Below are 24,611 nucleotides of genomic sequence, written 5' to 3'. Positions count from 1 at the left end.
CAAATTACAGGTATTATATGAAATCCCGTGTCATCATTATGGGAGCCGCAGGGCGCGACTTCCATGATTTTAATGTGTTCTTTAGAAATAATCCGAAATATGAAGTTGTAGCTTTTACCGCTACGCAAATACCGAATATTGAAGGAAGGGTTTATCCTCCTGAACTTGCCGGTACAGATTATCCCAAGGGCATTCCGATCTATGAGGAAAAAGACCTTGTTGAACTTATAAAGGAGCACAAAGTTGACCAGGTAGTGTTTGCTTATTCTGATGTAAAATTTGACTATGTAATGAATATCGCATCCATGGTAAACGCTTGCGGCGCTTCATTCCGGCTCCTGGGCTCAACTGAAACCATGGTTAAAAGCACAAAGCCGGTCATCTCAATAATTGCCGTAAGAACCGGATCCGGCAAATCACAGACCTCCCGCAAAATCGTTAATCTTCTAAGAGCTGCAGGTAAAAAGGTTGTGGCAATCCGCCATCCGATGCCTTATGGCGACCTGGTTAAGCAAAAGGTACAGCGTTTTGCAACATTTGAAGACCTGAAAAAGCATGAGTGTACGATTGAAGAGATCGAAGAATACGAGCCGCATGTGGCTGCAGGGGGAGTTATTTATGCCGGAGTTGATTATGAAGCAATTCTTCGTGAAGCAGAAAAAGAAGCTGATATCATTATCTGGGATGGCGGCAATAACGATATCCCATTTTATGTTTCTGATCTGACCATTACCGTTGCAGATCCGCACAGACCAGGTAATGAACTGAATTACTATCCTGGGAATACTTCAGTAAGAATGGCGGATGTTGTGGTCATAAACAAAGTTGAATCAGCAGACCCAAAATCGGTTATGCAGGTGAGAAATAATGTCCGTTCGCTTAATCCCAAAGCCGTGATTATTGACGGAGCTTCACCAATTAAAGTCACTGATCCCTCAGTGATTAAAGGAAAAAGGGTACTGGTTGTTGAAGACGGCCCGACCCTCACTCATGGCGAAATGGAGTACGGAGCTGGTACCATAGCTGCATGGAATTACGGTGCGGCTGAGATTGTTGATCCCAGACCTTTTACTGTTGGTACTATTACCGATACGTATAATAAATATACGAAAATCGGAAAATTGCTGCCGGCGATGGGTTATGGTGATCAGCAGGTTGCAGATCTGGAAAAAACCATTAACGCTACAGATTGTGACTCTGTTATCATTGGAACTCCAATCGATCTCGGTAGAATCCTGAAGATCAATAAACCTTCCTGCCGTGTTTTCTATGATCTGCAGGAAATCGGAGATCTGACACTTGAGAAAATTCTTACTGAGAAGGGCTTCCTCTAAGAACACTAGAATTTCTGTTAAGTGCAAAGCCGGCGTGGTTTATATCCGCCGGCTTTTTTTATGTATCTCCGGATGCTGCTGAAATCCGGGCTATCGAAAACAGTGTGCTGAGAAAAATCCAGGGTTTTTTGTAAACCGCTTTTCCTTTTGTCTCATGATAGGAAAAAGCAAAATAGACCTTCATCGAAGTGACATCTTCTGCGACAGAATGACCGGAGTCAGTATGATCATCTAACCGTTTCTTAATCAAACCAAGATAAACGGCTCTGATTACCATTAATACCAGCACTGCTAAAGCATATCGAATAATTATCTGCGCGAGAAGCATTGGGAAATTTTCACTGCTGATGGTGTAGGAGATTCCGGCAAGAAAGATGAGTATAATCAATGAACCGAGCTGTTTTATTTTTTTACTGCGCGAAGCAGCACTGGTTTGCTTACGGGGAGAAAACTGGCTCAGGCGTTCTTCAATTTCATTTAGCTTTGTCTTTGTAATATCCTTGCCAGTAAACTTGTATATAAGCGTACCCGCAGCAATACCTGCGGCAAAATGCGCTGTCAGATATATCAGCAGTATCAGATGCGAGAAATCCGTGGTTGTCACATGAGTTCCTAACCCGAATTCGCTTAGGGTCTTCTGAATAAAAATGTTTACTGCGTCATACAACAGCATTCCGTAAAACAACCAGAGAAGAAAAAGTCTCTGAATTGCTGATAGCAGCATTGCAGAAATACTGAGGAGGAGTAATCGCAACAGGGAGAGGTGTTGTTTATAAAGAAATATACCAGCCAAAACACTCTGCAGGATTACCGCGAGATGAGAATTGATTGAAGCAAAGGGATTAATAACGGCTTTAATAGCAGAAACCCGCAATCCTGAAGCGGCGAATTTTAACTTGCCCTGCGCTGAAAGTGCAATCATCTGCAGAATTAACAGCGAAAAACCGGTAAGATACATACCCTTAAACGGAATATTCAGGGCATGCAGGAAAGCGCCGGCAAAGCTTTCATTTGCAGCCCAAAGCAATGTAAGAGTATCTGAAGCGCTACGGCCCTGTTTGTTATTTAGTGCAGGCACCGAACAAGATATATCGTAAACCTGGCGGAAAAACGGGGGAGATTGTTTTGTCAAGATATCCGGCAGCGAATCTTAGACTCTCCGTTGGTGCAAGTGAACCAATTACTCTGTGGGTAGTAAAACTGTTTGAGCTAAATTGCCCAAACATTTCCTCCTTCTCATCATAATTGAGATAGCACCAATAATGAGCCCAGGGAATAAATTTTTTCCGGAGATATTGGTGCAGTCTGGTGGAGAGGAGGTTTTCAGCGAAGAGGAGCGTTCCGCCTGGTTTTAATACTCTATGCATCTCATTTATGGCGATTTTCTGATTTTCTCTGGATCGCAGAGCACCGATTTGAATCCTATAAAATCAAAGCTGTTATTCTCAAAAGGTATTTCGAGCATATTTGCTTTTGCATACGTCATTTTGTCAGAGACGTTGTATTCTTTATGAAGACTTAACGCCCTGCCGGTAACTCCTTCCAGGTCAGTGGCTGTTACTGAATGTCCGTATAATGCAAAAAGAAGACTCAGACCGCCATGTTTTTCTCCGAGGGTGAGAAAGTTTCCCGGTTCTTTGGTATCTATCCACGGATTCCAGAATTCAACTGATGCTGCCCAGTTAGTTCTGTCCCATTCGAACACATCTTTAATAAGTTTTGCATTTAAGGTAATTTTAGTCAAGCTTTTTCCTGAAACGAATTGCACTGGCAATGAGAATTATAACACCCATAAGAAGCATAATAAGCGCTTCATCCCATAATTCAATAAATCCGTTTCCCTGTAATATCACCCCTCTGATTACCTTAAAAAAGTAGGTAAGGGGTATAAAATAGCTGACTATCTGCACAAACAGGGGTGCGTTATCCAGCGGGAAAGCGAACCCTGAAAGATAGACCATAGGAAGCAAAACTCCAAATATGGCTATCATCATTGCCTGCTGTTGTGTTTTGCTCACGGTGGAGACAAAAAGTCCAAGTCCAAGGGTGGAAAGGATATAGAAAAAGGAGGAGATAAGAAGAAAACTCAGGCTTCCTTTGACTGGAATCTCAAAAATAAACCACATCGCAGCAAGTGCAATCATTGCGGCAGCATAAGCAAGAATTATAAAGGGAATGAGCTTTCCAAGTATGAGTTGATAAGGTTTTACTGGCGTGACGATGATTTGTTCATACGTGCCAATTTCCTTTTCTTTTACAACGGCCAGCGCTGTCAGAATCAGGGTGATGATACTCAGTAAGAGCCCGACGATACTCGGTACCATGTAAACTCTGGTTATAAGGAGCGGATTAAACCATACACGGGGTTCGGCGACTATTGTTCCTGTGGGAGGCGGGCGCATACCGGATTTCTCAAACAGATTGACCTTGTATTTCTGACCGTAAAGGGAAAGAAATTTGCTGATATATCCGGTGGCTATTGAAGCGGCATTACCGTCAGAACCATTAACGATAATCTGCAGGTGTGCCGTCTCCCTCCTTGAAAGTTTCTGTTCGTACTCCTGAGGAATAACGATAGAAATCAGAATTTTACCTGATTGCATGCTCTCTTCAAGTTCCTGATAACTGCTCAGATATTTTTCTATGTAGAAGATTTTACCGGCTTCAAGTTCCTTTACTAATTCACGGCTTGGACGGCTGTTATCCTGATCATAGATCGCAAGCCGGATAAATTTCAGATCTAAGGTGGCTGCGTATCCTAAAAAAATCAATTGAACCACCGGGGCGACAAGAATGATTCCAAACATTTTAGGATCACGCCTGAACTGCTGAAACTCCTTTATGATTATGGCAATTATTGATCTTATCACAACTTAAGGGCTTTCTTTTTAGATGCAATGTTGGCGAGCGATAGAAAAATTGCCGTATATGCAATTAACAACAGCAGCTGTTCCCAGAATGCAGATATTCCTGCACCCCTGAGAATTACAGACCTTAAGGTAATAATGTAATACTTTGCGGGAGTTATGTAACTCAGAACCTGAACAGCTACCGGTGTGCTCTCCAGCGGAAAAATAAATCCGCTCAGAATCACTGCCGGAAGCATTGAGATAAATGTAGCAATAGAAAATGCAACCTGCTGGGTATCCGAGATTACTGAGACAAAGATGCCAAGTGATGTAGATGCGGAGATAAACAGAATGGTGGATATAAACAGGAGCAGATAACTTCCTTTAACTTCCACGGAGAATAATACAAAACCGGCAATGAGAATAAATATACCGCTCAGCAGGGAAAGTAGTATATAAGGAATGGTTTTTCCGATGAGTAATTCATGAGAAAGCACAGGGGAGACCTCAATCTGCTCCATTGTCCCTCGTTCTTTTTCTCTCACAATTGAAAGCGCAACGGTAATGACGCAAATCATAATCAGAATCATTGCCATTAGTCCGGGAATCAGAAACTTGGTAGATTTCAACTCCGGATTATACCAGTAGATCGGCCTGAAATCAACGGGGGTATACGCTGAAAAACCTTTTGCTTCCAAAATCTCAGTGCGCAGCCGGTTCGAATAGCCAGCGGTGAATGATGTCAGGTAGTTTTGAATGATATTAGCAGAATTTCCGTCCGTTCCGTTGATGAGGTACTGTAACTTCGCTTCCTTCCCTTTATGGTAGTCTGATGAAAAATTTTCAGGAATGATAATTACACATTTAGCCCTGTTAGCATTAATAACTTCAAAAATCTCATCTTCAGAAGCTATCTGAACTGATTCATAGAAATAACCAGATGCTGTTAATGCGGATCTCATATCCCTGCTGAATTCAGATTTATCTCCGTCATATATGCCGATTGGTACATTATCCACATCAAAATTAACCGCATAACCGAACATAAGGAGCAGAAATACCGGAAAAAAGGTAAGCACTGCAAGCATTCTCACATCTCTTAAAAGATGCCGGAATTCTTTTACGACGATAATTCCTATCCGGTTAATGGAATCAGTCAATTCTTGTGCTCCAGTAAATAAATGAAAACATCTTCCAGAGTCGGCTGAACACTTTTACATTCGCTGACATGTAATCCGTGTCCTCCAAGAAGATTTCTGAAATATTCTTCAGGTTTTGAATGAAGCGAGGTTACGACATGAATGGAATTTCCGAATACGGATACATCTTCAACATATTTATCTTTCTCCATTATACCCATGGCGGAGACCAGGTTGTTTGTTTCAATTGATAATATCGGGTGTTCGATATAATCTGATTTCAGGTCTTTTGGTGAACCCTGTGCAATAATTTTACCCGCATCAAGAAGAATGATATCATGGCAATACTCCGCTTCTTCAAGATAGTGCGTGGTTACGAAGATTGTTGTTCCCTGAGCACTGAGATCATGAATAAGATCCCAGAATCCTCTTCGCGCGATGGGATCAACACCGCTGGTAGGTTCATCCAGAAACACAATCCCGGGTTTATGAAGTACGGCGGTAGCCAATGCCAGACGCTGTTTTATACCCCCCGGCAAAGATCCTGTCAGTTTATCTTCATTTCCTTCCAGATGCGCTATTGAAACAGCCTCGGTCAGTCGTTTATTTATACTTTTATCATCAAGTCCGTATACTCTGCCGAAAAATGTAATATTTTCCCTTACGGTCAGATCATTGTACAGAGAAAACTTCTGGGACATATAACCGATTGATGATTTCACTTTGTCAGGGTGCTCGTTAATGGAGTAACCGGCAACAAAAGCATCGCCCGATGTAGGACTCAGCAGCCCGGTTAGCATCTTTATCGTTGTTGATTTGCCAGCTCCGTTTGCTCCCAGAAAACCGAAAATAGCCCCTTTAGCTACGGAGAATGTTACATCATTCACAGAAATAAAATTTCCGAATTTCTTTGTAAGATTCTTTACCTCAATAGCTGGTGTGTTACTCTGCATATGACACTTCAGCAGCTTTTATAAAAATATTCTCAAGTGAAGGAATAATATATTCAGATGATAATACGCTGATTCCATTTTCGGCAAGCAGGGGAAGAATTTTTTCAGGCAGTGTGCTTTCAGAATCAACTATGATGTGCAGCCGGTCTCCGTACAGCTGGGGCACAAGTGGAAAATTGTTTCTGATTAAAACATCAGCTTCCCGTATAGAAGACGTTGAAATCTCATATACCCGAAAACCGCAGGTTTCCTTCATTCTTACAGGATTATCGAGGCTGAGTATTCTTCCCTGATTGAACAAAGCAACGCGGTCACATCTTTCCGCTTCATCCAGGTAGGGAGTTGACATGATGATAGTTAATCCATCCAGCCTGAGTTGTGAAAGAATTTTCCAGAAATCTCTTCTTGAAACAGGATCAACACCGGTTGTGGGTTCATCCAGAATCAGTAAATCGGGTTTATGAATAAGGGAGCAGGCGAGTGCAAGCTTTTGTTTCATTCCGCCTGATAATTTTTCGGCAGGTCTTTTGGTAAATTCCGAAAGACGGGTCATTTCAAGGAGTGACTTTCTTTCCTCGTGATAATCTTTACGCCCGTGGATTCTGGCAAAAAAATCAAGATTTTCATCAACACTCAGATCACCATAGAGACTAAAACGCTGAGAGAGATATCCAATGCGCTTCTGCGTTGATTTGCCAGACCGTTTCACCTTTTCATTAAACAGCAGAATATCTCCCGAATCGGGTGTCAGGAGTCCGCATACAGCCTTCAGAGTTGTTGTTTTTCCTGCACCATCCGGACCAACCATACCGAACATTTCACCGGCTGATACGCTGAAGGAAATATCTTTTACCGCCTCAGTAGTTCCGAAGCTTTTAGTAAGTCCGCTTACCGAAAGAATTGCTTTATTTAAGATAAATTCTTGCATCAGCAGGGAGTCCTGATTTGAGCTGGTTCTGGTTATTCTCAACTGCAATTTTTACTGCAAATACCAGTTTCGACCTCTCTTCTTTTGTCTGAATGTTCTTTGGAGTGAATTCAGCCTCAGGAGAAATATATACAATCTTTCCCTTGAAGGTTTTATCAGGGAAACTGTCAATCATTATATCTGCTCTGTCGTTAATCTGAATTTTACCGATGTGTGTTTGTTCCGGATAAACGATCAGTTCTATATTATCCAGATTGGTGACCTTAAAAAGCGCAGTACCTGGCTGAACGAGTTCTCCCTCCTCAAAAAAAGACTTGCTGATATATCCTGAAACCGGTGAGAGGATAAAACAGTCCCTGTAACTCTTTGCGATAATTTCTTCTGCTGCAACCGCCTGATCAAGACGGGCTTTTGCCTGCATCAGTTCTTCCGGCCTTGCTATTGAACGGAGTTTATTCAGATTCTCCAGAGCTGAAGCCATCTGCAGACGGCGGGTTTCAGTTACAAGCTGTATGTCATCAAACTGCTTCTGTGTAACACTTCCAGATTGTAACAGCGCTTCAATTCTTTGAAGATCCGTAAGTGATGTCTTATATGCCGCTTCTGTCTGTTTATATATGCTTTCGGCCTGGGCAATATCCTCTTTTCTTGCGCCGTTTTTCAGTAATAAAAACTGTGCCTGAATAGCCTCACGGTTTGCCCTGGCCTGCTGGAGCTGAAGCAGCAATGCTTCGGTATCAATAATCGCGAGTGTGTCACCTTTCTCTGCCTTAAATCCTTCATCAGCCATAAGTTTAATTATCGTTCCTGCGGTTTTATTCGATACCGTTACTGTTACAGCCTCAAGATTCCCGGTGAGTTCCAGATATTCCTCATCATCACCTTTGCCGCAGGAGGAGATCAAGAAACTTATAAGAATGACGGGGATGAAATATAAACGATTCATAACTCGTTCCTTTTCTGAATTTCTTTATATACCTTCATGCCTTTTTCAGTCAGAATACCTGTAAGGAGAAGATGGATGGTGTTCATTAATGCGGTTTTAGGTTCAAAATCTGCGTTTAGAATGAAATCAGGATGCATAATACCTCGAATGCTTACGGAAAAGAGACGGACTATCAGCCCTTCCGGGTATTCCTTAAACAGACCTTGCTGAAGCCCCTCACGATAGAGAATCTGCATGCTGGATTCCAGGGTCAGCTTTCTGAACTCATCAATTTCAGTCCACAGAGAGGGCATGCTGCTCCTGACATCTTCAAGCCAGACTTTATTAATGGTTGCGATATTATTACCAATGTGAGAGAGGAGCTGAAGGTACTTGAGGATAGGATTTTCATCAGAGGCGGCAATGCTCTGAATAGCTTCAATATTTTTTTTCAGGAAGGTAAATGCACAATCCCTTACGATTTGCTCCTTTGAGGGAAAATACTTGTAGAAGGTCTTTTTGCTTATTTTTAAGGTCAGGGCCAGTTCATCCATTGAGATTTTCTGAAATCCCTTTGTGAAGAATATCCGGCTTATTTTCTCAATCAGCAGACCCTGATTGGTTTCCATTTCATACTTTACTTTATGATTCCCAAACTTACAGCATGGAAACTAAAAAAGCAAGAAATAGTTTCCGTAACTCAATTAATTTGGCGTAGGCATAACATAAATCCCCCAAAAAAGGTCATCAGGAGGTAAATTGTTCCAAAATTCCGGGGAATGGCTTTCATCCGTGAGGTAGTGAAGGGTGTACTCTCCGGGTAAAAGTGTGACAATGTCTGAGATGCTAAGAAGATTCTTCGCATTTCCGCCTGCATGATATTTGGGACTGTCTTCCATTGACCATATCACTTTCCCTTCTGTATCCGTGCAGGATCCATAGTCTGACAACGGACCGAAGATTCCTTCTCCGGATGAAATGAAACGGACAGAAGTCTCCTGACTGATTAAAAACTTTTTGCTGATCTTTAGATTGTTTGAGTCAGCGCTTAAAACTGCGAGTGCCTGATCGCTGACGGTTCGTTTCTGGTTAGATAGAAGCGAATCAGCAACCTGACCATAGGTATAATAGTTCAGGCGATAATTTGCATAATCCAGTAAATTATTAATTTGCTTGAAGTCAGGTGTGTCTTCCGGCAACCTCCCTGAAAGTGAAAAATCCCTGTAAGCACCCTGGCTCAGTCCCGGTAAAAAGTGTTTCAAAAACAGAAGGCCGGCTTCACTTGCAGTAAAAGTTGCCTCCTCAAGGGGATATATCCTGCTGAGATTATTGCTGTTCGCGAGAATTGCGAACGTTAATTTCTTTTCCGGCACAAGTATCAGCAGAGATGAATTAGTACCCATATATCCGTAGTGCCATACAAACTTCACTGAATCTATGTACTCGGTAAACCAGCCAAGGGAGTAGGGGAATGACTCTCCTTCAGGGGAATAGCGCTGGCGGGTTAATCTTTTTAAAACTGCATAGGCATTTGTCTCACTCATCAGGAAATTACCGTAACGGACCAGATCAGTTGATGTCGACATCAGTCCTGCAGAAGCGGCAAATGCTTTTTCAAGTTCTGATTTTGTGGTAACATTTGCAGTTCCGTGTATATAACCGGTGTAAAGCTGCTCGATGAATTTTTGCGGTGATTCATCGGTGAACAAACGGAAATCTGCCGTATCATAAGGGTTAGGGAATGTATATGTAAGGGGAATTTTTCGGATAATTTTATCGGTTATGTGACCCGAAAGAAATTTTCCGGTGCTTTCATAGATCACTGTATCAAGTTTGTTAAACCGGCCGCTGTGATAATAAAACTGTTTACCCGGAATTCCGAGTGAAGTATGAGAAAGCAGGTGTTCAACCCGAACCCCTTCACCAAGGTTAAGATTATATTTCTTAACTTCATCTCTCATGGAGATTTTGCCTTCCTGCTCAAGGAGGCCCAGTACATAGGCCGTAAAAGTTTTAGTGATCGAAGCTGTATGGAATACAGTATTTTCAGTCATGGGCGTCTGGGTGATAAGATCCTTATAGCCAAAAGCCTCAGAAAAAACTATTTCGCCATTTTGAGCGATGGCGACGGTTAAACCGGGTATATTGAGTTTTTCCCTGAGAGAACTGAAATCTGATACAATACGTTCATACTGGTATTCCTGTCCGCTGACAGACACCATTGAAAAAAAAACTGCTGCGATTAAAGCTGCTGCGCGAATGGCCATTCTTTTTGTCTGTATGCTCTGAAAAAATAAACAATGCTTCCCAGCATAATCATCCCCAGACCTCCGGCTATAAAATTAAATCCGGTTGACAAAAACAACCCTATCCATACAAGAAGGGAGATTAGCGGGGGAAGTGGAAACAATGGCATTTTGTAAGGGAAGTTCTCCCTGACCCCTTTTTTATGAAGATATATTAATCCAATAGTCTGATTAACAAACTGAACAAGTATTCTCATAGCCAGAATTGCCGCAATGACATCCTTCAGCCGGAAGAGCAGGCTGAATACGAATGCAATACCTCCCAGAATCAGGAGCGATTTATGAGGAAAATTTTTTACCGGATGCACTTCGCCGAATACCTTGAAGAAATTTCCGTCCAGAGCTGCTGCATAGGGAATGCGTGTATAGCCCACAAGGACGGCAAAGAGGGAAGAGAATGCTATCCAGAGTATCAGCAGAGTAACTATTTTAGCTGCAGTGGTGCCGTAAATTCTTTCCATGAACAGGCTCACAACAAACTGGCTGTTTTTAATTTCCTCCCAGTGAATAACGCCGAGAAAACTCATCTGCATTATCAGATAGAGCACTGCAATACCCGCAATAGAAATAAACATGCTTTGCGGGATTATCTTCTCAGGATTCTTAACTTCGGAACCAAGATGGCAGACATTATAGTAACCCAGATAGGTATATATCGTTTTAATCGTGGCGCTGCCAAGTGCCGCAAAAAATACCAGGTCGAAGGTGAAAGCACCTTCAGGGTAATCAAAAGCTTTAGCCGGATCAAAATGAGTAACCCCGCCGAATATAATCCAGACCATGGTTCCTACGACGCCAATCCAGAGAAGTACAGAAATATTGCCTACTTCTCCAATCCTCCTGTAAAGCAGAAGTACAAGGAGAAGCACCAGAGCACCGGAGACTGCCTTTTGCATAAGAGGATCAATAGGTGCCAGATAGGTGAAGTACTGAGCAAAACCGATTGCCCCTGAAGCAACCACCAGAGGGGCCTGGATAATCGTCTGCCAGATGAAAAGAAACGAGAAATACCTCCCCGGGCCTTTTTCCCCGTAAATATTTTTCAAAAATGAATATGTACCTCCCGCGTTTGGATAGGCAGCCCCGAGTTCAGCCCAGACGAATCCATCCAGAAAGGAGAGAAAAGCTCCCAGAACCCAGGCTAACATTGCCTGAGGGCCGTTCATCTCCTGAATAACTAATGGAACAACTATAAAGGGTCCAATACCCACCATGTCAATCATATTCAGGGCGGTTGACTGGGTAAGATTAAGTTCTCGTTTAAGCTTTTCCTGCAAATGAGCTCCGTTTTGAAAAAATTCCCGCAAATATACCCATAAACGGAGAAGAAATTTATCCATTTTATTTTTAATTTAGCTTGACTTTTAGTTTAAGCTCGCTTAAATTTAATTAACAAAATATCTTAAATATGAAGAATGTATCAACAGAAGATTACCTCAGCGTAATTTATAAGAACCGGAATGAGTCAGGAGAGATAAAGCCGAATGTAATTGCGGATAAACTCTCAATCTCCAATGCTGCCGTAACGGATATGGTCAAAAAGCTATCTAAGGAGGGGCTGATTAACTATACTCCGTATAAGGGTATATCGCTTACTGAGGAGGGTAATTCATACGCAAAAACTCTTGTAAGGAGGCACAGAATCTGGGAATTGTTCCTTTTCCAGATTGTTGGCCTGCCCTGGGAAAAGGTTCACGATGAGGCGGAAAAGCTTGAACACTGTGCTTCAGATGAACTGATTAACCGGATGGAAGAGATGCTTAATTTCCCCGAGTTTGATCCTCACGGCGACCCCATTCCTGATAAAAATGGCAGAATACCGGTCAGCCCTAGCCAGTTTCCTCTAACGCTTGCAGGGGAAGGAGCTGTTGTTTCGGTTCTCAGGGTCAATGACTCAGATAATTCGTTTCTAGCCCATATTTCCAATCTGGGTATTGATTTGAAATCCGAAATCTTTGTTAAAGAAGTAATTAATTATGACGGATCCATGGTTGCCGAGTGTAACGGAAACACATTTACCATAAGCCAGAAGACGGCTTCAAATATTTTTGTTGAATCTTTAAGTGAAAAGAGGAGCAATACTCTATGAGTGAATTTCTATATATCGGAGTACTTCTGATCACTGCAGGTGCTGTGAGCTGGATCTATTTTCCCAACAGTCCGCTGAGAAAGTATCTCCTTAAAAACCGCAATACCTCAAACAGAGCAAGAACTGAGGATGCACTAAAACATTTTTACGATTGTGAAGAAAGACATCTGACAGGAACATCGGACAGTCTGGCCGGGTTCCTGAATATTTCCCGTGATAAAGCCGCTCTGGTTATTTCCCGGCTCAGAGAAAACAGACTAATTGAGGCTGAAAGAGATGGTATATACCGGCTTACTCAGCAGGGAAGATCATACGCTCTCAGGGTGATAAGAACTCACCGGTTATGGGAAAGGTATCTGGCTGACGAAACCGGTACCGATCAGATGACCTGGCATCACCTTGCTGAAGAAAAAGAACATCAGCTGAGCAGTGATGAAACAGATGCACTTGCAGCAAAGCTTGGCAATCCCATGTTCGATCCTCACGGTGATCCTATCCCGATGAAAGATGGTGAAGTTCCGCAGCGGCAAGGCTTCAATCTTACCCAGCTGCCGGTTATGGAAACGGGTCAGATTATACACATAGAAGATGAACCGGAAATTATATATTCTCAGATTGTTGCTGTCGGTTTATATCCCGGAATGCATGTCAGAATGATCTCTTCAGACAGTGAAAGAATCCGGTTTGAGGCAAATGGTGAGGAGATCGTACTTTCACCGCAGATTGCAGGAAACATAACCGTTGCAGCACTTGCATTTGATGAAGTAATTCCGGAAGAGTATATAGCTCTTTCCTCGCTCAGCGTGGGAGAGACCTGTAAAGTAATCGGAATTGCAAAAGCACTGAGAGGAAAGCAGAGAAGACGTCTGATGGATTTAGGCGTAGTTCCCGGCTCAATCATCGAGGTTAAATTCTCCAGCGCTGCCGAGGATCCGAGGGCTTATTCTATAAGGGGTGCATTGATAGCACTCAGACGTGAACATGCTTCGTTGATATTTGTTGAAAAAATAAGGATCTGATTGCCATGCAGAATATAAATCAGGATTGCACGACGTGCACTGTTCATAATAAAAAAAATCTTGAGCGGCTGGGAATTGAAATGAATGATTACGATTTCCTGGTAGCTCTTGCCGGAAATCCTAATACAGGTAAAAGTACAGTATTTAATTATATGACCGGTCTTCATCAGCACACTGGAAACTGGCCCGGTAAAACCGTCAGCAGGGCAGAAGGTGCTTTTATCTTTAACGGAAATAAGTATAAGTTAATAGACCTGCCCGGCACTTATTCTCTGCTTTCAACTTCATCTGATGAGGAGATAGCAAGAGATTTCATACTTTTTGGAAAACCTGATGTCACCGTAATTGTTGTTGATGCAACCCGGCTTGAAAGAAATCTTAATCTTACACTGCAGATTCTCGAAATTACTGAACGTGTAGTGGTTTGCATTAATCTTGCTGATGAGGCCAGGCGACATGGTATAAGTGTTGATCCAAAATACCTTAGCAGAAGGCTTGGTGTTCCAGTGGTGCTAGCTTCCGCACGCCAGGGTGAAGGAATGCAGGATTTGCTTACTGCCGTAGAAGGAGTTGCAAAAGGTGAGATAGCATGCAAACCATACCGTATTACCAGTCTTCCTGCAGAAATAAGGAGTGCTATTGAACATCTTTCTACTCAGATTGAAACAGCATTCCCCGGGCTTCCAAATACCCGCTGGATTGCGTTACGACTGCTCGAAGGGGATCAGAGAATGATCGAGGCGGTACAAACCGGTGAGCTATCAGGACTTGCTGAAGCACTTGTACTGCAGCATACCGTTGCATAATAAAAAAATTAGGAAGAATTATGAATCCGAACGAACAAATAATTAAAGAAGCAAATAAACTCCGTTACGCTATCGGTGAGAATATACACGATTCTGTAATAAGCTCAATTTACCAAGAAGCAAATTCTATTGCATCAAATGCAATTGCGCTCGACAGAAAAAAACATGCGGCAATTCTTGATAGTAAAATTGACCGATTGGTTACCTCAAAAGTCTGGGGATTTGTCATCATGTTTCTTATTCTGGCTTTGGTCTTCTGGCTCACTGTAGTAGGTACAAATATTCCCAGCGGCATGCTTGCTGTTTTATTGGTGGATACGATTCATCCTCTTTTGAAGTCCCTTGCTGTTAATGCCGGATTTCCCTGGTGGCTGAGCGGTATCCTGATTGATGGAGCCTATCTCTCACTGGCATGGGTAATAAGTGTTATGCTGCCGCCGATGGCAATCTTTTTTCCTCTTTTTACCTTTCTTGAAGATTTAGGATATCTGCCGAGAGTGGCATTTAATCTAGATGCGCTTTTCAGAAGGGCAGGAGCTCATGGAAAACAGGCATTGACGATGAGCATGGGTTTTGGCTGTAACGCAGCCGGTGTTGTAGCAGCAAGAATTATTGACAGTCCGCGTGAAAGAATAGTAGCTATCATAACGAATAATTTTTCACTTTGTAACGGCAGATGGCCGACACAGATTCTTATTGCATCAATCTTTATCGGAGCGCTGGTACCGCCGGTATATTCCGGCATCGCTACAGCGGGTGCGGTAATTGCCGTGGCACTTTTTGGCATTTTTCTCAGTCTGGTGGTAAGCCGCGGGCTTTCAAACACTGTTCTTAAAGGAGAACCATCATCATTCAGTCTTGAACTGCCTCCTTACAGAAAACCCCGAATTCTTCAGATATTGTATACGTCACTTATAGACAGAACTCTGTTTGTTTTATGGAGGGCGATGATTTTTGCGGCTCCTGCCGGAGTGTTAATCTGGCTGACTGGCAATATCAATATCGGTGAACTGAGTATAGCACAGCATTTTATTACCTGGGTGGATCCTTATGCGCTATTCTTCGGGCTTAACGGGGTAATTATCCTTGCTTATATAATTGCTATACCCGCCAACGAGATAGTGGTTCCAACCATTTTAATGCTCACGGTACATGTTCTGGGACTTGAGAACCTCGGTTCCGGTGCCGGTGTTATGTTTGAGGCAGACTCAGTTTCTCTGACTGCGGAAATTCTTAGCGCAGGCGGATGGACTGCACTTACCGGTATATCATTAATGCTCTTTAGCCTGCTGCATAATCCCTGTTCAACAACCATTTATACCATATATAAGGAGACCGGAAGTATTAAATGGACTGCTCTGGCAACATTTATTCCCCTGATTATGGGCTTTATCATCTGTTTTCTGGTTGCGCAGGGTTATTATTTATTGATAAATTGACCTATGACAAAAAAAGAAATTCTAATCCTCACGGTTGGTATAATTACGGGTGCTTCAGCGCTATTTTTGACAACTATTCCTGTCGCTCTGCCTGAGAGCAATACGGTTATCGGAGATACTATAACCGGGCCGAAACCTCAGTTTGGATACAGTTCATCTCCTCCGCTTCCTGCCGAGATGACTTTTGCAGGCGAAAAGGTTGACCTTGACAAGTGGTATATACGTGAGCGGCTGGAACGTGAACTTATTGTTTCCAGCTTTTCATATTCTCTGACCCTCATGTCCTTAAAAAGAACGGGAAGGTGGTTCCCGATGATTGAAGACATTTTCAGGCGTGAGGGAATTCCTGATGATCTGAAATATCTTGTGATAGCAGAGAGTAATTTAACCAATGCGATATCTCCGGCTGCTGCAGTTGGATTCTGGCAGATACTTGATAAAACAGGGAAGTATTATGGGCTGGTCATCAATAAAGAAATTGATCAGCGGTATGATCCTGAAAAGGCGACACTTGCCGCAGTAAGATATCTTAAACAGGCAAAGGGTAATTTTGGAACCTGGACTCTTGCGGCCGCTGCATACAATGCAGGAATGAGAGGAATAGGAAGCAAACTTGAAGCACAGGGTGAATCCGATTATTTTTCGCTTCACATGGCTGATGAAACTGCACGGTATGTATTCAGGGCTATGGCATATAAACTCATTCATCAGCATCCGGAAATGTATGGCTATTTTCTCTCGCCTGACCAGTATTATAAGCCTTTGCGCACCTATGAGATTGAAGTTACCGGAACAGTTCAAAGCTGGATCGATTTTGCAAAAGCTGAAGGGATTACTTATGCACAGTTGAAGTATTACAATCCCTGGATACGGGATAGTAAACTGGTGAATAAAAACAGAGATACATTTTTGGTCAAAATTCCAGTAGAAGAAATCCGATGATTAATACAATTGCAGTTCTTGGAGCAGGTAAAGTAGGGGGATGTATTGCGCAGACGCTCAGTGAGCGATATTCAATCATCGTGGCAGACAGTTCTGAGAATGCACTTAGGAGGTTTGAAGGAAATTCATCCATTAAGACAGTCTGTTGTGACTTACGCGGCAATATTAATGAAATTGCTCCCTTAAAAGAAGCAGATTTGTTTGTAGGAGCCGTTCCAGGGTGGATGGGATATGAATTAATGAGTAAACTTGCTGTCTTTGGGAAACCAGTTGTTGATATTTCATTTTTCCCGGAAGATGCCAAAGAACTTGACGAGCTATACAGAAAAAATAAATCAGTTCTGATACCGGACGCAGGTGTCGCACCCGGACTCAGCAACTTTATCCTAGGGTATTATAATAAGATTTATTCCCTGAACAGTTTTAAATGTTATGTGGGAGGTCTGCCTAAAGAACGTAAGTATCCTCATGAATATTGTGCGCCGTTCTCACCAATTGATGTTATTGAAGAATATACCCGACCTGCCAGATTTGTATCTGACGGATCTTTGATTATTGAAGAAGCGCTTTCCGGACCGGAAATCATTACATTTCCGCGGGTTGGTGAACTTGAAGCTTTTAATACTGATGGACTGAGATCGCTGCTCCATACCATGAAACTGCCGGATATGAAGGAGATGACCCTTCGGTATCCTAAACATGCAGAATATATGCGTTTTCTTAAGTCTGCAGGATTTTTTGATGAAAAAGAGATTACTGTTAATGGGAAATCCATATCACCAAGGGATGTATCTGCCTTACTCCTGACTGACGCCTGGAAAGGAGAGCCAGGTTATGATGAGTTTACTTTAATGCGCGTTGAAATGGGATATACAAAAGATCAGGCTGATGGGGTAATCATATGCGATTTATATGATGAACGGGATCAGGCAACCGGTTTTTCTTCAATGGAGCGTACGACCGGTTACACCTGTTGTGCATTTACTGAACTTATCAGTGAGGGACTGATTACTGAATCAGGGGTCGTATTTCCTGAAAATCTCCCGCATGATACTTCTGTCTTCCAAAAAGTTATCGGTTATCTCACTGAGAGAGGGATTGCTATAAGCTTTCAGGAAGAATAAGCTGAATTCTAGATTTTCTTAAGGTCAGCATAAAGTCCGTGAGCGGGATGCAGCATTACTCCTGCATAAAACTTCTTATTATTAGATGACGATCTTGTAAATTCATATCTTTTAATAAGACTGCCTGTAATCTGCATTATTTGTAGTTGTGCTATTCTGCTTCCAAGGCAATAATGCGGACCCTGACCGAAAGGTATATAATAAAACGGGTTCACTATTGTAGTCCCGATAAATCTTTCCGGCTTAAATTTCATCGGTTCATCCCAGTATTTACCATTACGGTGGAGAAAAAGAGGGGAGATAAAAATCCATACTCCTTTTGGGATCCTATATCCGTTCCATGAATCCTCTGCAAGTGTCATTCGGTGAAATGCCCAAACAGAAGGATTAAGACGTAATGACTCTCTGAAAGAAGCATAGAAGTATACGAATCTATCTATTAGGTTGTATGAAAGAATGCTTTCTTCCGATAATTTGATAACTTCATCTCGACAGGTATTCTGAATTTCCTTATGAAGCATAAGATTATTCATAAACCAGGTCATACTGTCTGCCACGGTATCCATCCCTGCAAAAACAAGATTACGCATTTCTCCTCTGACAGTTGCAAGGTCAATTTTCCCGTCCTTATATGCTGTAAGAATCATTGATAGAATTCCGGTTGCTTCAATTTTTCCTGATTCAGCTGCGTAAAATACCTCCATCATCATATCTTCAATTTCCTGAGCTGCTGCTGGGAAAGGATCATTGAAAAATCCGGCATTTACGAAATTGTTGAATTCTTTTTTAATTACACGAGTATAAAACTGAATCGGTCTCACCCCGTCAAGCAGTACTGAAAGGAGGTGAATCATCCGCTTCTGATCAACGGAAGCAGCAGGTGAACACTGCGTCCTGATCAGGATGGTAAGGAACAGATTTCTCAAAAGCGAAGAAAGCTCTGCGCTTTTCTTCTGCACTGCAAGTTCATCAAGATACCTAAAGGTTTTTTCCACCTCCTCTTTAACGACGTACTCATTCAGAGCAATCATTGATTGATGAAAAGCAGGTTTAAGGATTTGTACTTCCTTGCGCCAGGCTTCATCTTCAAGAAAAAAAATACCATCTTTCAGCAGAGGAGCCAGCTCACGCAGTGCCTTAGGTTTGGAATAGTTTGTATAATTGGTTTTAAGAACATGCTGAATAAATCCCGGATCATTTGCAAGCAGCATCTCAAAGTCACCAAGCTGCATAAATACCATATCACCGTAGGTTTCAAGGAAATACTGATAATAAGAGAGGTCGTCCTTTAAGAAAAGATGGGCTTTTGATATGATTTTAGAGAGGGGAGGAGATGGAAACTGTTTGTTCATGAAAAGTCAGAGAATTAAAGTGTAGTGAACATTCTTAATTCAATACCTCTGAATTCTGGTTCATAGCGGCAGACTCCGCCTATACAAATATTTCCTGCCTGCCTTGATCCTGCGAGGATGGAGAAACGATACTGCTCATTTACTCTGTATGAAAACTGTACAAAATTCCAGAATTTACGGATGGTTTTCCCAGCTTCCGGCTCCTTTGTTTCCATTTCAGAAACCAGACTCACTCTGATATCAGGTGAGCGGTGGAATTCAGCCGTAAGAAGATCAGTGTAATATTTCTCTGATGTACTGCGGTTTCTTACATACTGATGTTCAAGAGAAAACCTGAGTGACGTGAAATCCCCGGTTGTATGAATATACTGAACAATCGGTGTGATACTGATGGTTTTTGTGACGTCTTCCTCCATATATCCTATTGCGGGAAGGATATTACCATGTTCTGAGATATCAAACTGTGTGGAGGCAAATAATTCTTGCAACCCTGTTGAACTTGCCACGGAACTTCCTATCAGTCTCTTATAGTAGGAGTCAGGCGTGAGAGTAGTTGTTTTAGACCAGGCAATGTTTAAAAGGTTGTGAGATGACCAGGGGATATTAAAATCCAGATGAAACCCCTGTTCATTGTTCTGATCTAAGGGAACAGGATGACGGTTCAGAAGGGCAAAGCTGTAATCTTTCCTCACGCCGGGAGGAGTATTGTAGATGATTGTTCCGTCCGAGGATGCAAAGAGGATGTTATCATAGAGCTTATATTCTGCAGTTACACTGAAGGATTCATAATAAAGGTTCAGATTTCCATAGAATCCCTTTCCTGCAATACGGTCATTATTAAGTGCAGGAATCTGCCGGATATCGTCATTGTGCTTAATGACTGCTTCCGCATAAATATCAAAATTATCCCAGGAAGATGTAATTCTTCCCGATGCCATTCCTGTTCTGGCAAGTGCTGGGGATGACGGCTGATTTGAAGCGTAGCTTAATCCTGCATGAAGGAAATCATATCCGCGGTATTCTATATCAGCAGCGTGCAGAATCTCATTTCTAACGCCAGAGGTATTTTCAGCCATACCGGAGAATGCTTTCAGATAAAAATCATGATACCATCCCTTAAAACTCATACCTGAAAGATTATTATCTACCCGGAGATTACGGTCTTCATAAATTTTAATTACCATTCCTCGGCTGAAAAGGGAATAAAAATTTCCCGCTGTGATCTCACCTCCTGCATTTGCATCACCGAGTGATATTCCAATATATCTGAATCCTATATCGCCGTAACGGTTTTTCCCCCTGGATACTGCAGGATTGGGGTCATTCGGCTGAAAAAACTCATACCTGATTCCGGCGGAGAATATACTTGTCTGATAGTCAAGATTCAGCCAGTTTTCAAAAATTTCCCGCTTGTTTTCAATATCGAATGAATACTTCAGGTCATTCTGAAGTGAAAGTCCCTCAGGCAGCTGAACCGGCTGCTGATGATCCTGGGATTGCATATCCGGAGTGCAGAGAAGTAAAAAAATTGTCAGGAAAAGAGAAGTTGCTTGCCTTAAATTCACGCGCCGGCTTTCAGTTTAGCTTTAATTATTTCTTCAACTTTTTTTTCATCCCCTTTGCTGTATCCGCTGTGATTATAAAGTATTGTTCCGTCCTCCGATACAACAAAGGTATGGGGGACAGACTGAACCCCGAATTTCCTCATTGCTTCTCCGTTTGTGTCCAGCAGGACAGTGAATTCAAACTTTTTTGATTTCATAAACGGTTTTACTTTTGAGATACTCCGCTCATTATCTGTTGAGATGGCAATTACCTTTAACCCGGATTCTTTGTAGATATCAAGTAGTTTCTGAAACTCACTCATTTCTTCCGCGCACGGTTTGCACCAGGTCGCCCAGAAAGTGATGATGGTTACTTGTTTGGAGAGAAGTGTCTTCAGTTCAGATTGTTTACCCTCAAGATTTTCGAACTTATGTGAAGGTATTTTTTTCCCGTCTGAAGCAGTCAGCAAAACAGATAAAATAATTATTGATAATAAAAACCTGATCATTTGAGAAATACTGCCTTTCTGATTGAGGTGAATTTTCCTGACTGCAGTTTTAAGAAATATATACCGGATGAAAGACCCAGACTTCCGAAATTAAGATTTACGATATGATTTCCTGCGCTTCGATACTCTTCTTCCAAAACGGTATAAATTGTTCCGTCTGATGATACAACGGAGAGACTAACCGGTCCAGGTTCCTTTATCGAAAAATTTACTTTTGTCTCAGGATTGAAAGGATTCGGGTAATTGGTAATAAGAAGATAGCTGTCTGCTGCATCAGCATTATCAAAAATATTAGTCGGACTTGTTGCTGCAAAAACGGTGCTGTTTACTGTTTCCAGCGGGTTATCAACATTGCCAAATCGTAATGATACTGTTGCCTGTCCGTGAGCTAACATCGTGAATATATGGACTGAGACTGAAGCTGTATCTCCCGGTGCAAGCGGACCGCTGTTGAATGTTACATTATTGACGATACTATCCACAAAGGGAGCAAAACAGGAACTGAAACAAAGTGAACTCTGCCATTCTTCGGGTATAAGATTCTCTGTTCTTTTTACATAAAAGGATAGAGGTGAACTGCTGGTATTGATAACTGAAAAATAAAATATAATTTCAGTGCCAAGGGTATCGGTAATTGAGGACTGGTGCTGTACCAGATTAAAACTCTGTGCGTTAATGGCTGAACTTAAAAGCAGAATTATGAAAATGTTTTTGATCATAGGTTTTCTTTAATACGTTGATGAAGCCTGATATACTTCTTTAGTTAATTTATTTTGTACAAATACTGCACACCGAAGATTAGCAGGGTTCCAGGCTGAGTGAAGCGGAATGCTTCTGCTGTAAGTTACGGTATTCATTGAGTTTGATATAGTGAGTGCCTCACCGTCTTTGGAGGGAAGCATTTTTCTCGCGACATTTTTGAAGATTGTTTCGCCATTGGCACCGGGAGGTGAAGAGTAAGTAATCTGACTTTCGGTCACGACCGTGTGAAGGATAAGATTGCTGAAAGATATTCCCGTTGAATCAAGATTCTGAAGCGTTATGCCTATTTTATATTCTCCGGCGTCAATTGAATCTTTTATGGTGATTCTGAATTTTGGTGTTTTTGCAAGACCTAAATCTAATGCACTTTTTATGGAATTTGAATCTGATGCAACAGGCGAAACAGTTCCGTCCACATATATCGTCGGAGTGGAAAACACTGTATAATACATCAGGCGCGAATCCATATCACTTTTTGCGTGCTGATAATGAGGATCAAGAGGAGATGGGTAATTTGCTGAATATTTTATAATAACCACTTTTTCCTTGCTGTAACCGCTCTCCGGAAGTTTGGAGATTATTCTGTTCGTAGCTACACAGGGAACACAGCTGACATTTGAGAACTCCTCAAGCAGCACAACTTTAGGCGCAGACTGTACCTCCATATTAACCGTTACTGCAATGAGGGAATCAGGCAGTACGATTGCGTTCAGAGTTGCAGGCAGGTACCCATCTTTTTCCAGCCGGATGATTGCATTACCCGCTTTTGCGGTAACAGTATCAGGAGTAATTTTTCCTGACGGAGTTCCATTTACAAAAATGGCGGCACCGGAGGTATTTGACTGAACAAAGATTTTGCCGTACCTGTCTTCCTGCTCAATTACATTAGGAGGTTCCGTTGTGCAGGAAGTGATAAAAACCAGCATTAGTGCTGCAATGTGAAGTTTAAGTTTCATAATTTCAGGGAAATTACATAAACTCCAAATTTAGCCATTTTCAGGGCTATTTCAAACCACCAGACTGCTCATTTTTTAATGGGCAGTCATTGGGAAGCGAATTCCGCTATTTATTTGTAGAATTCTTCTTCAGAAATATCGGGATCGTCTTCCGCAGATATGCCCCCCGCAAACATGGAGCTGATAAGGTCTTTGAACTGAACTCCGCCGCCTTCTAAGCGATATTTGCTGAGCTGTGAATATTCAGCCAGTCCGTGAAGGAGGAATTCCATAAAAAGCGGGTACCGTTCCGGTTCTGCCCCATTGAGTTTTTCAGAAACGAATTCTCCCAGCCCTGCCACTTTATTTAACTCAGCAATATAGGAGCTGTTGGGGATTGTATTAAGTATGTCAATTTTATTACCTTTATTGAACCAGCCTATAATTTCTCTGTATGGATTTTTCTGCTGAGTGTCCTTCTTACTTTTTTCCGGCAGGGGAAAATAATCACGGAAAAGAGTCCGGATTGCTTTACCGATCACCGTAACCGCGACTTTAGTTGAACCTTCCTGCTCACCCTCATAAACCAGTTCTACTTTTCCGGTGATGCTTAGAATAATTCCATAGAGATCACTGATTCTGATGGCTGTCGAGGATTCGCCGGTAATCAGCATCCTTCTTTCTGCAGTGCTAAAAAGATTTTCATAAGCTGAAATTGTAAGACGTGCGGAGACACCGCTCTTTGGGTCAACAAATTCACTCGAGCGGGCTTCAAACGCAATTTGCTCAATCAGATCAGCAAGCAGGGGATCAATGGATATTCTCTCTTTTTGTTCCGGTGTGATTTTTGCTTCCTGCATGGTAATCATCCGTGCAGTATCCCTGTCTTTCGGGTAATGCGTTAGAATCTGGCTGTCGATCCGGTCTTTGAGGGGGGTTACAATACTGCCCCTGTTGGTATAGTCCTCAGGATTTGCGGTAAACACAAAGAGTATATCAAGCGGCAGCCGCATCTTAAACCCGCGGATCTGTATGTCCTCTTCCTGAAGAATATTAAACAGTGCTACCTGAATTCTTGCCTGCAGATCAGGAAGTTCGTTAATTACGAAAATACTTCTGTTTGAGCGGGGAATAAGTCCAAAGTGAATCACCCTTTCATCTGAATAGGGAAGCTTCAAAGACGCTGCTTTTATAGGGTCAACATCGCCGATCAGATCAGCGGTTGAAACATCAGGGGTCGCGAGTTTCTCCGTATATCTCAGATCGCGGTGTATCCATTCTACCGGGGTGGCATCACCGTGTTCGGCAACCATGTCTCTTCCAAATTTAGATACCGGCGCAAAGGGGTTGTCATGAATTTCCGATCCCTGAACAGCGGGTATATATTCATCGAGCAGTCTGACCATAAGGCGGGCAATTCTGGTTTTGGCCTGCCCCCGTAAACCAAGAAGGATAATATTATGCCTTGAGAGGATTGCCTTTTGCAGATCCGGAAGAACGGTATCATGATAACCGTGAATGCCCTCAAAAGGGTTTTTCCCTTCACGCAGAGCAGTTATCAGATTCGACCGAAGTTCCTCACGGATACTTTTCGTCTTATATCCGGTTGATTTCAGTTCACCGAGAGTTGTAATTTCCGTAACGTTCATAAATTCC

At 42.2% G+C, this 24,611-nt stretch carries 23 protein-coding genes; 7 read left to right on the top strand and 16 right to left on the bottom strand.

Annotated features, from left to right (window positions below; all coding sequences use genetic code 11):
- Positions 1 to 17 precede the first annotated feature (17 nt).
- Entirely contained in the window at positions 18 to 1,334 is a 1,317-nt protein-coding gene (locus HRU80_11450) for a GTPase (protein QOJ29457.1), read from the top strand.
- Positions 1,335 to 1,392: 58 nt separating this feature from the next.
- Here HRU80_11450 and HRU80_11445 read toward each other — a convergent pair whose 3' ends face one another.
- The 10 genes from HRU80_11445 to HRU80_11400 form a co-directional block, all read right to left on the bottom strand.
- Positions 1,393 to 2,466, bottom strand: coding sequence for a hypothetical protein (locus HRU80_11445; GenBank protein QOJ29456.1), 1,074 nt, complete (start codon positions 2,464 to 2,466; stop codon positions 1,393 to 1,395).
- 240 nt (positions 2,467 to 2,706) lie between these two features.
- Positions 2,707 to 3,078, bottom strand: a complete 372-nt coding sequence (locus HRU80_11440) for a methyltransferase domain-containing protein (GenBank protein QOJ29455.1) — start codon at positions 3,076 to 3,078, stop codon at positions 2,707 to 2,709.
- Positions 3,071 to 4,141, bottom strand: a complete 1,071-nt coding sequence (locus HRU80_11435) for an ABC transporter permease (protein QOJ30532.1) — start codon at positions 4,139 to 4,141, stop codon at positions 3,071 to 3,073. The genes HRU80_11440 and HRU80_11435 overlap by 8 nt, the downstream gene beginning before the upstream one ends.
- Before the next feature lie 59 nt (positions 4,142 to 4,200).
- Positions 4,201 to 5,343 (bottom strand): ABC transporter permease, encoded by a 1,143-nt coding sequence (locus HRU80_11430; protein QOJ29454.1) that lies wholly within the window; start codon positions 5,341 to 5,343, stop codon positions 4,201 to 4,203.
- Entirely contained in the window at positions 5,340 to 6,275 is a 936-nt protein-coding gene (locus HRU80_11425; GenBank protein QOJ29453.1) for an ABC transporter ATP-binding protein, read from the bottom strand. The genes HRU80_11430 and HRU80_11425 overlap by 4 nt, the downstream gene beginning before the upstream one ends.
- Positions 6,265 to 7,203 carry an ABC transporter ATP-binding protein gene (locus HRU80_11420; GenBank protein ID QOJ29452.1) on the bottom strand — a complete coding sequence of 313 codons (939 nt, stop codon included), beginning with the start codon at positions 7,201 to 7,203 and terminating at the stop codon, positions 6,265 to 6,267. The genes HRU80_11425 and HRU80_11420 overlap by 11 nt, the downstream gene beginning before the upstream one ends.
- Positions 7,181 to 8,149, bottom strand: coding sequence for an efflux RND transporter periplasmic adaptor subunit (locus tag HRU80_11415; protein ID QOJ29451.1), 969 nt, complete (start codon positions 8,147 to 8,149; stop codon positions 7,181 to 7,183). Before HRU80_11415 ends, HRU80_11420 begins: the two co-directional genes overlap by 23 nt.
- Positions 8,146 to 8,757: a TetR/AcrR family transcriptional regulator gene (locus HRU80_11410; protein ID QOJ29450.1), complete on the bottom strand. Its 612-nt coding sequence runs from the start codon at positions 8,755 to 8,757 to the stop codon at positions 8,146 to 8,148. Before HRU80_11410 ends, HRU80_11415 begins: the two co-directional genes overlap by 4 nt.
- Positions 8,758 to 8,832: 75 nt before the next feature.
- Positions 8,833 to 10,350 carry a beta-lactamase family protein gene (locus tag HRU80_11405; GenBank protein ID QOJ29449.1) on the bottom strand — a complete coding sequence of 506 codons (1,518 nt, stop codon included), beginning with the start codon at positions 10,348 to 10,350 and terminating at the stop codon, positions 8,833 to 8,835.
- A gap of 20 nt (positions 10,351 to 10,370) precedes the next feature.
- The gene (locus tag HRU80_11400) at positions 10,371 to 11,774 is read right to left on the bottom strand and encodes an APC family permease (protein QOJ29448.1); all 1,404 of its coding nucleotides are present in this window, start codon (positions 11,772 to 11,774) and stop codon (positions 10,371 to 10,373) included.
- Between the two features lie 68 nt (positions 11,775 to 11,842).
- Between HRU80_11400 and HRU80_11395 the strand changes: the two genes are divergently transcribed.
- Genes HRU80_11395 through HRU80_11370 form a run of 6 tightly spaced genes read left to right on the top strand, consistent with a single transcriptional unit; the run spans position 11,843 to position 17,853 of the window.
- Positions 11,843 to 12,523: a metal-dependent transcriptional regulator gene (locus tag HRU80_11395; protein ID QOJ29447.1), complete on the top strand. Its 681-nt coding sequence runs from the start codon at positions 11,843 to 11,845 to the stop codon at positions 12,521 to 12,523.
- Positions 12,520 to 13,542: a metal-dependent transcriptional regulator gene (locus HRU80_11390; GenBank protein QOJ29446.1), complete on the top strand. Its 1,023-nt coding sequence runs from the start codon at positions 12,520 to 12,522 to the stop codon at positions 13,540 to 13,542. Before HRU80_11395 ends, HRU80_11390 begins: the two co-directional genes overlap by 4 nt.
- Positions 13,543 to 13,547: 5 nt before the next feature.
- On the top strand, positions 13,548 to 14,348 hold the full coding sequence (locus HRU80_11385) for a 50S ribosome-binding GTPase (protein QOJ29445.1): 801 nt from the start codon (positions 13,548 to 13,550) through the stop codon (positions 14,346 to 14,348).
- A gap of 17 nt (positions 14,349 to 14,365) precedes the next feature.
- Positions 14,366 to 15,787, top strand: a complete 1,422-nt coding sequence (locus HRU80_11380) for a ferrous iron transporter B (protein QOJ30531.1) — start codon at positions 14,366 to 14,368, stop codon at positions 15,785 to 15,787.
- Positions 15,788 to 15,790: 3 nt separating this feature from the next.
- A complete protein-coding gene (locus HRU80_11375; protein ID QOJ29444.1) occupies positions 15,791 to 16,729 on the top strand; it encodes a lytic transglycosylase domain-containing protein in 939 nt (312 codons plus the stop codon).
- Positions 16,726 to 17,853 carry a saccharopine dehydrogenase NADP-binding domain-containing protein gene (locus HRU80_11370; GenBank protein ID QOJ29443.1) on the top strand — a complete coding sequence of 376 codons (1,128 nt, stop codon included), beginning with the start codon at positions 16,726 to 16,728 and terminating at the stop codon, positions 17,851 to 17,853. Before HRU80_11375 ends, HRU80_11370 begins: the two co-directional genes overlap by 4 nt.
- Positions 17,854 to 17,861: 8 nt before the next feature.
- Here HRU80_11370 and HRU80_11365 read toward each other — a convergent pair whose 3' ends face one another.
- From HRU80_11365 to HRU80_11340, 6 genes are all read right to left on the bottom strand, one after another.
- Positions 17,862 to 19,205, bottom strand: a complete 1,344-nt coding sequence (locus HRU80_11365) for a cytochrome P450 (protein QOJ29442.1) — start codon at positions 19,203 to 19,205, stop codon at positions 17,862 to 17,864.
- A gap of 14 nt (positions 19,206 to 19,219) precedes the next feature.
- Positions 19,220 to 20,707 (bottom strand): hypothetical protein, encoded by a 1,488-nt coding sequence (locus tag HRU80_11360; protein ID QOJ29441.1) that lies wholly within the window; start codon positions 20,705 to 20,707, stop codon positions 19,220 to 19,222.
- 59 nt (positions 20,708 to 20,766) lie between these two features.
- Entirely contained in the window at positions 20,767 to 21,258 is a 492-nt protein-coding gene (locus HRU80_11355; protein QOJ29440.1) for a TlpA family protein disulfide reductase, read from the bottom strand.
- Positions 21,255 to 21,977, bottom strand: coding sequence for a T9SS type A sorting domain-containing protein (locus HRU80_11350; GenBank protein ID QOJ29439.1), 723 nt, complete (start codon positions 21,975 to 21,977; stop codon positions 21,255 to 21,257). The genes HRU80_11355 and HRU80_11350 overlap by 4 nt, the downstream gene beginning before the upstream one ends.
- A gap of 9 nt (positions 21,978 to 21,986) precedes the next feature.
- Entirely contained in the window at positions 21,987 to 22,976 is a 990-nt protein-coding gene (locus HRU80_11345) for an Omp28-related outer membrane protein (GenBank protein ID QOJ29438.1), read from the bottom strand.
- Positions 22,977 to 23,086: 110 nt separating this feature from the next.
- On the bottom strand, positions 23,087 to 24,604 hold the full coding sequence (locus tag HRU80_11340) for a magnesium chelatase (GenBank protein ID QOJ29437.1): 1,518 nt from the start codon (positions 24,602 to 24,604) through the stop codon (positions 23,087 to 23,089).
- Between the last annotated feature and the right edge of the window lie 7 nt (positions 24,605 to 24,611).

The sequence above is a fragment of the Ignavibacteriales bacterium genome (assembly GCA_015709675.1).
Classification (GTDB): domain Bacteria; phylum Bacteroidota; class Ignavibacteria; order Ignavibacteriales; family Ignavibacteriaceae; genus H2-BAC3.
Note: the sequence above shows the minus strand (reverse complement) of the source record. Positions and strands in the feature narration are given on the sequence as shown.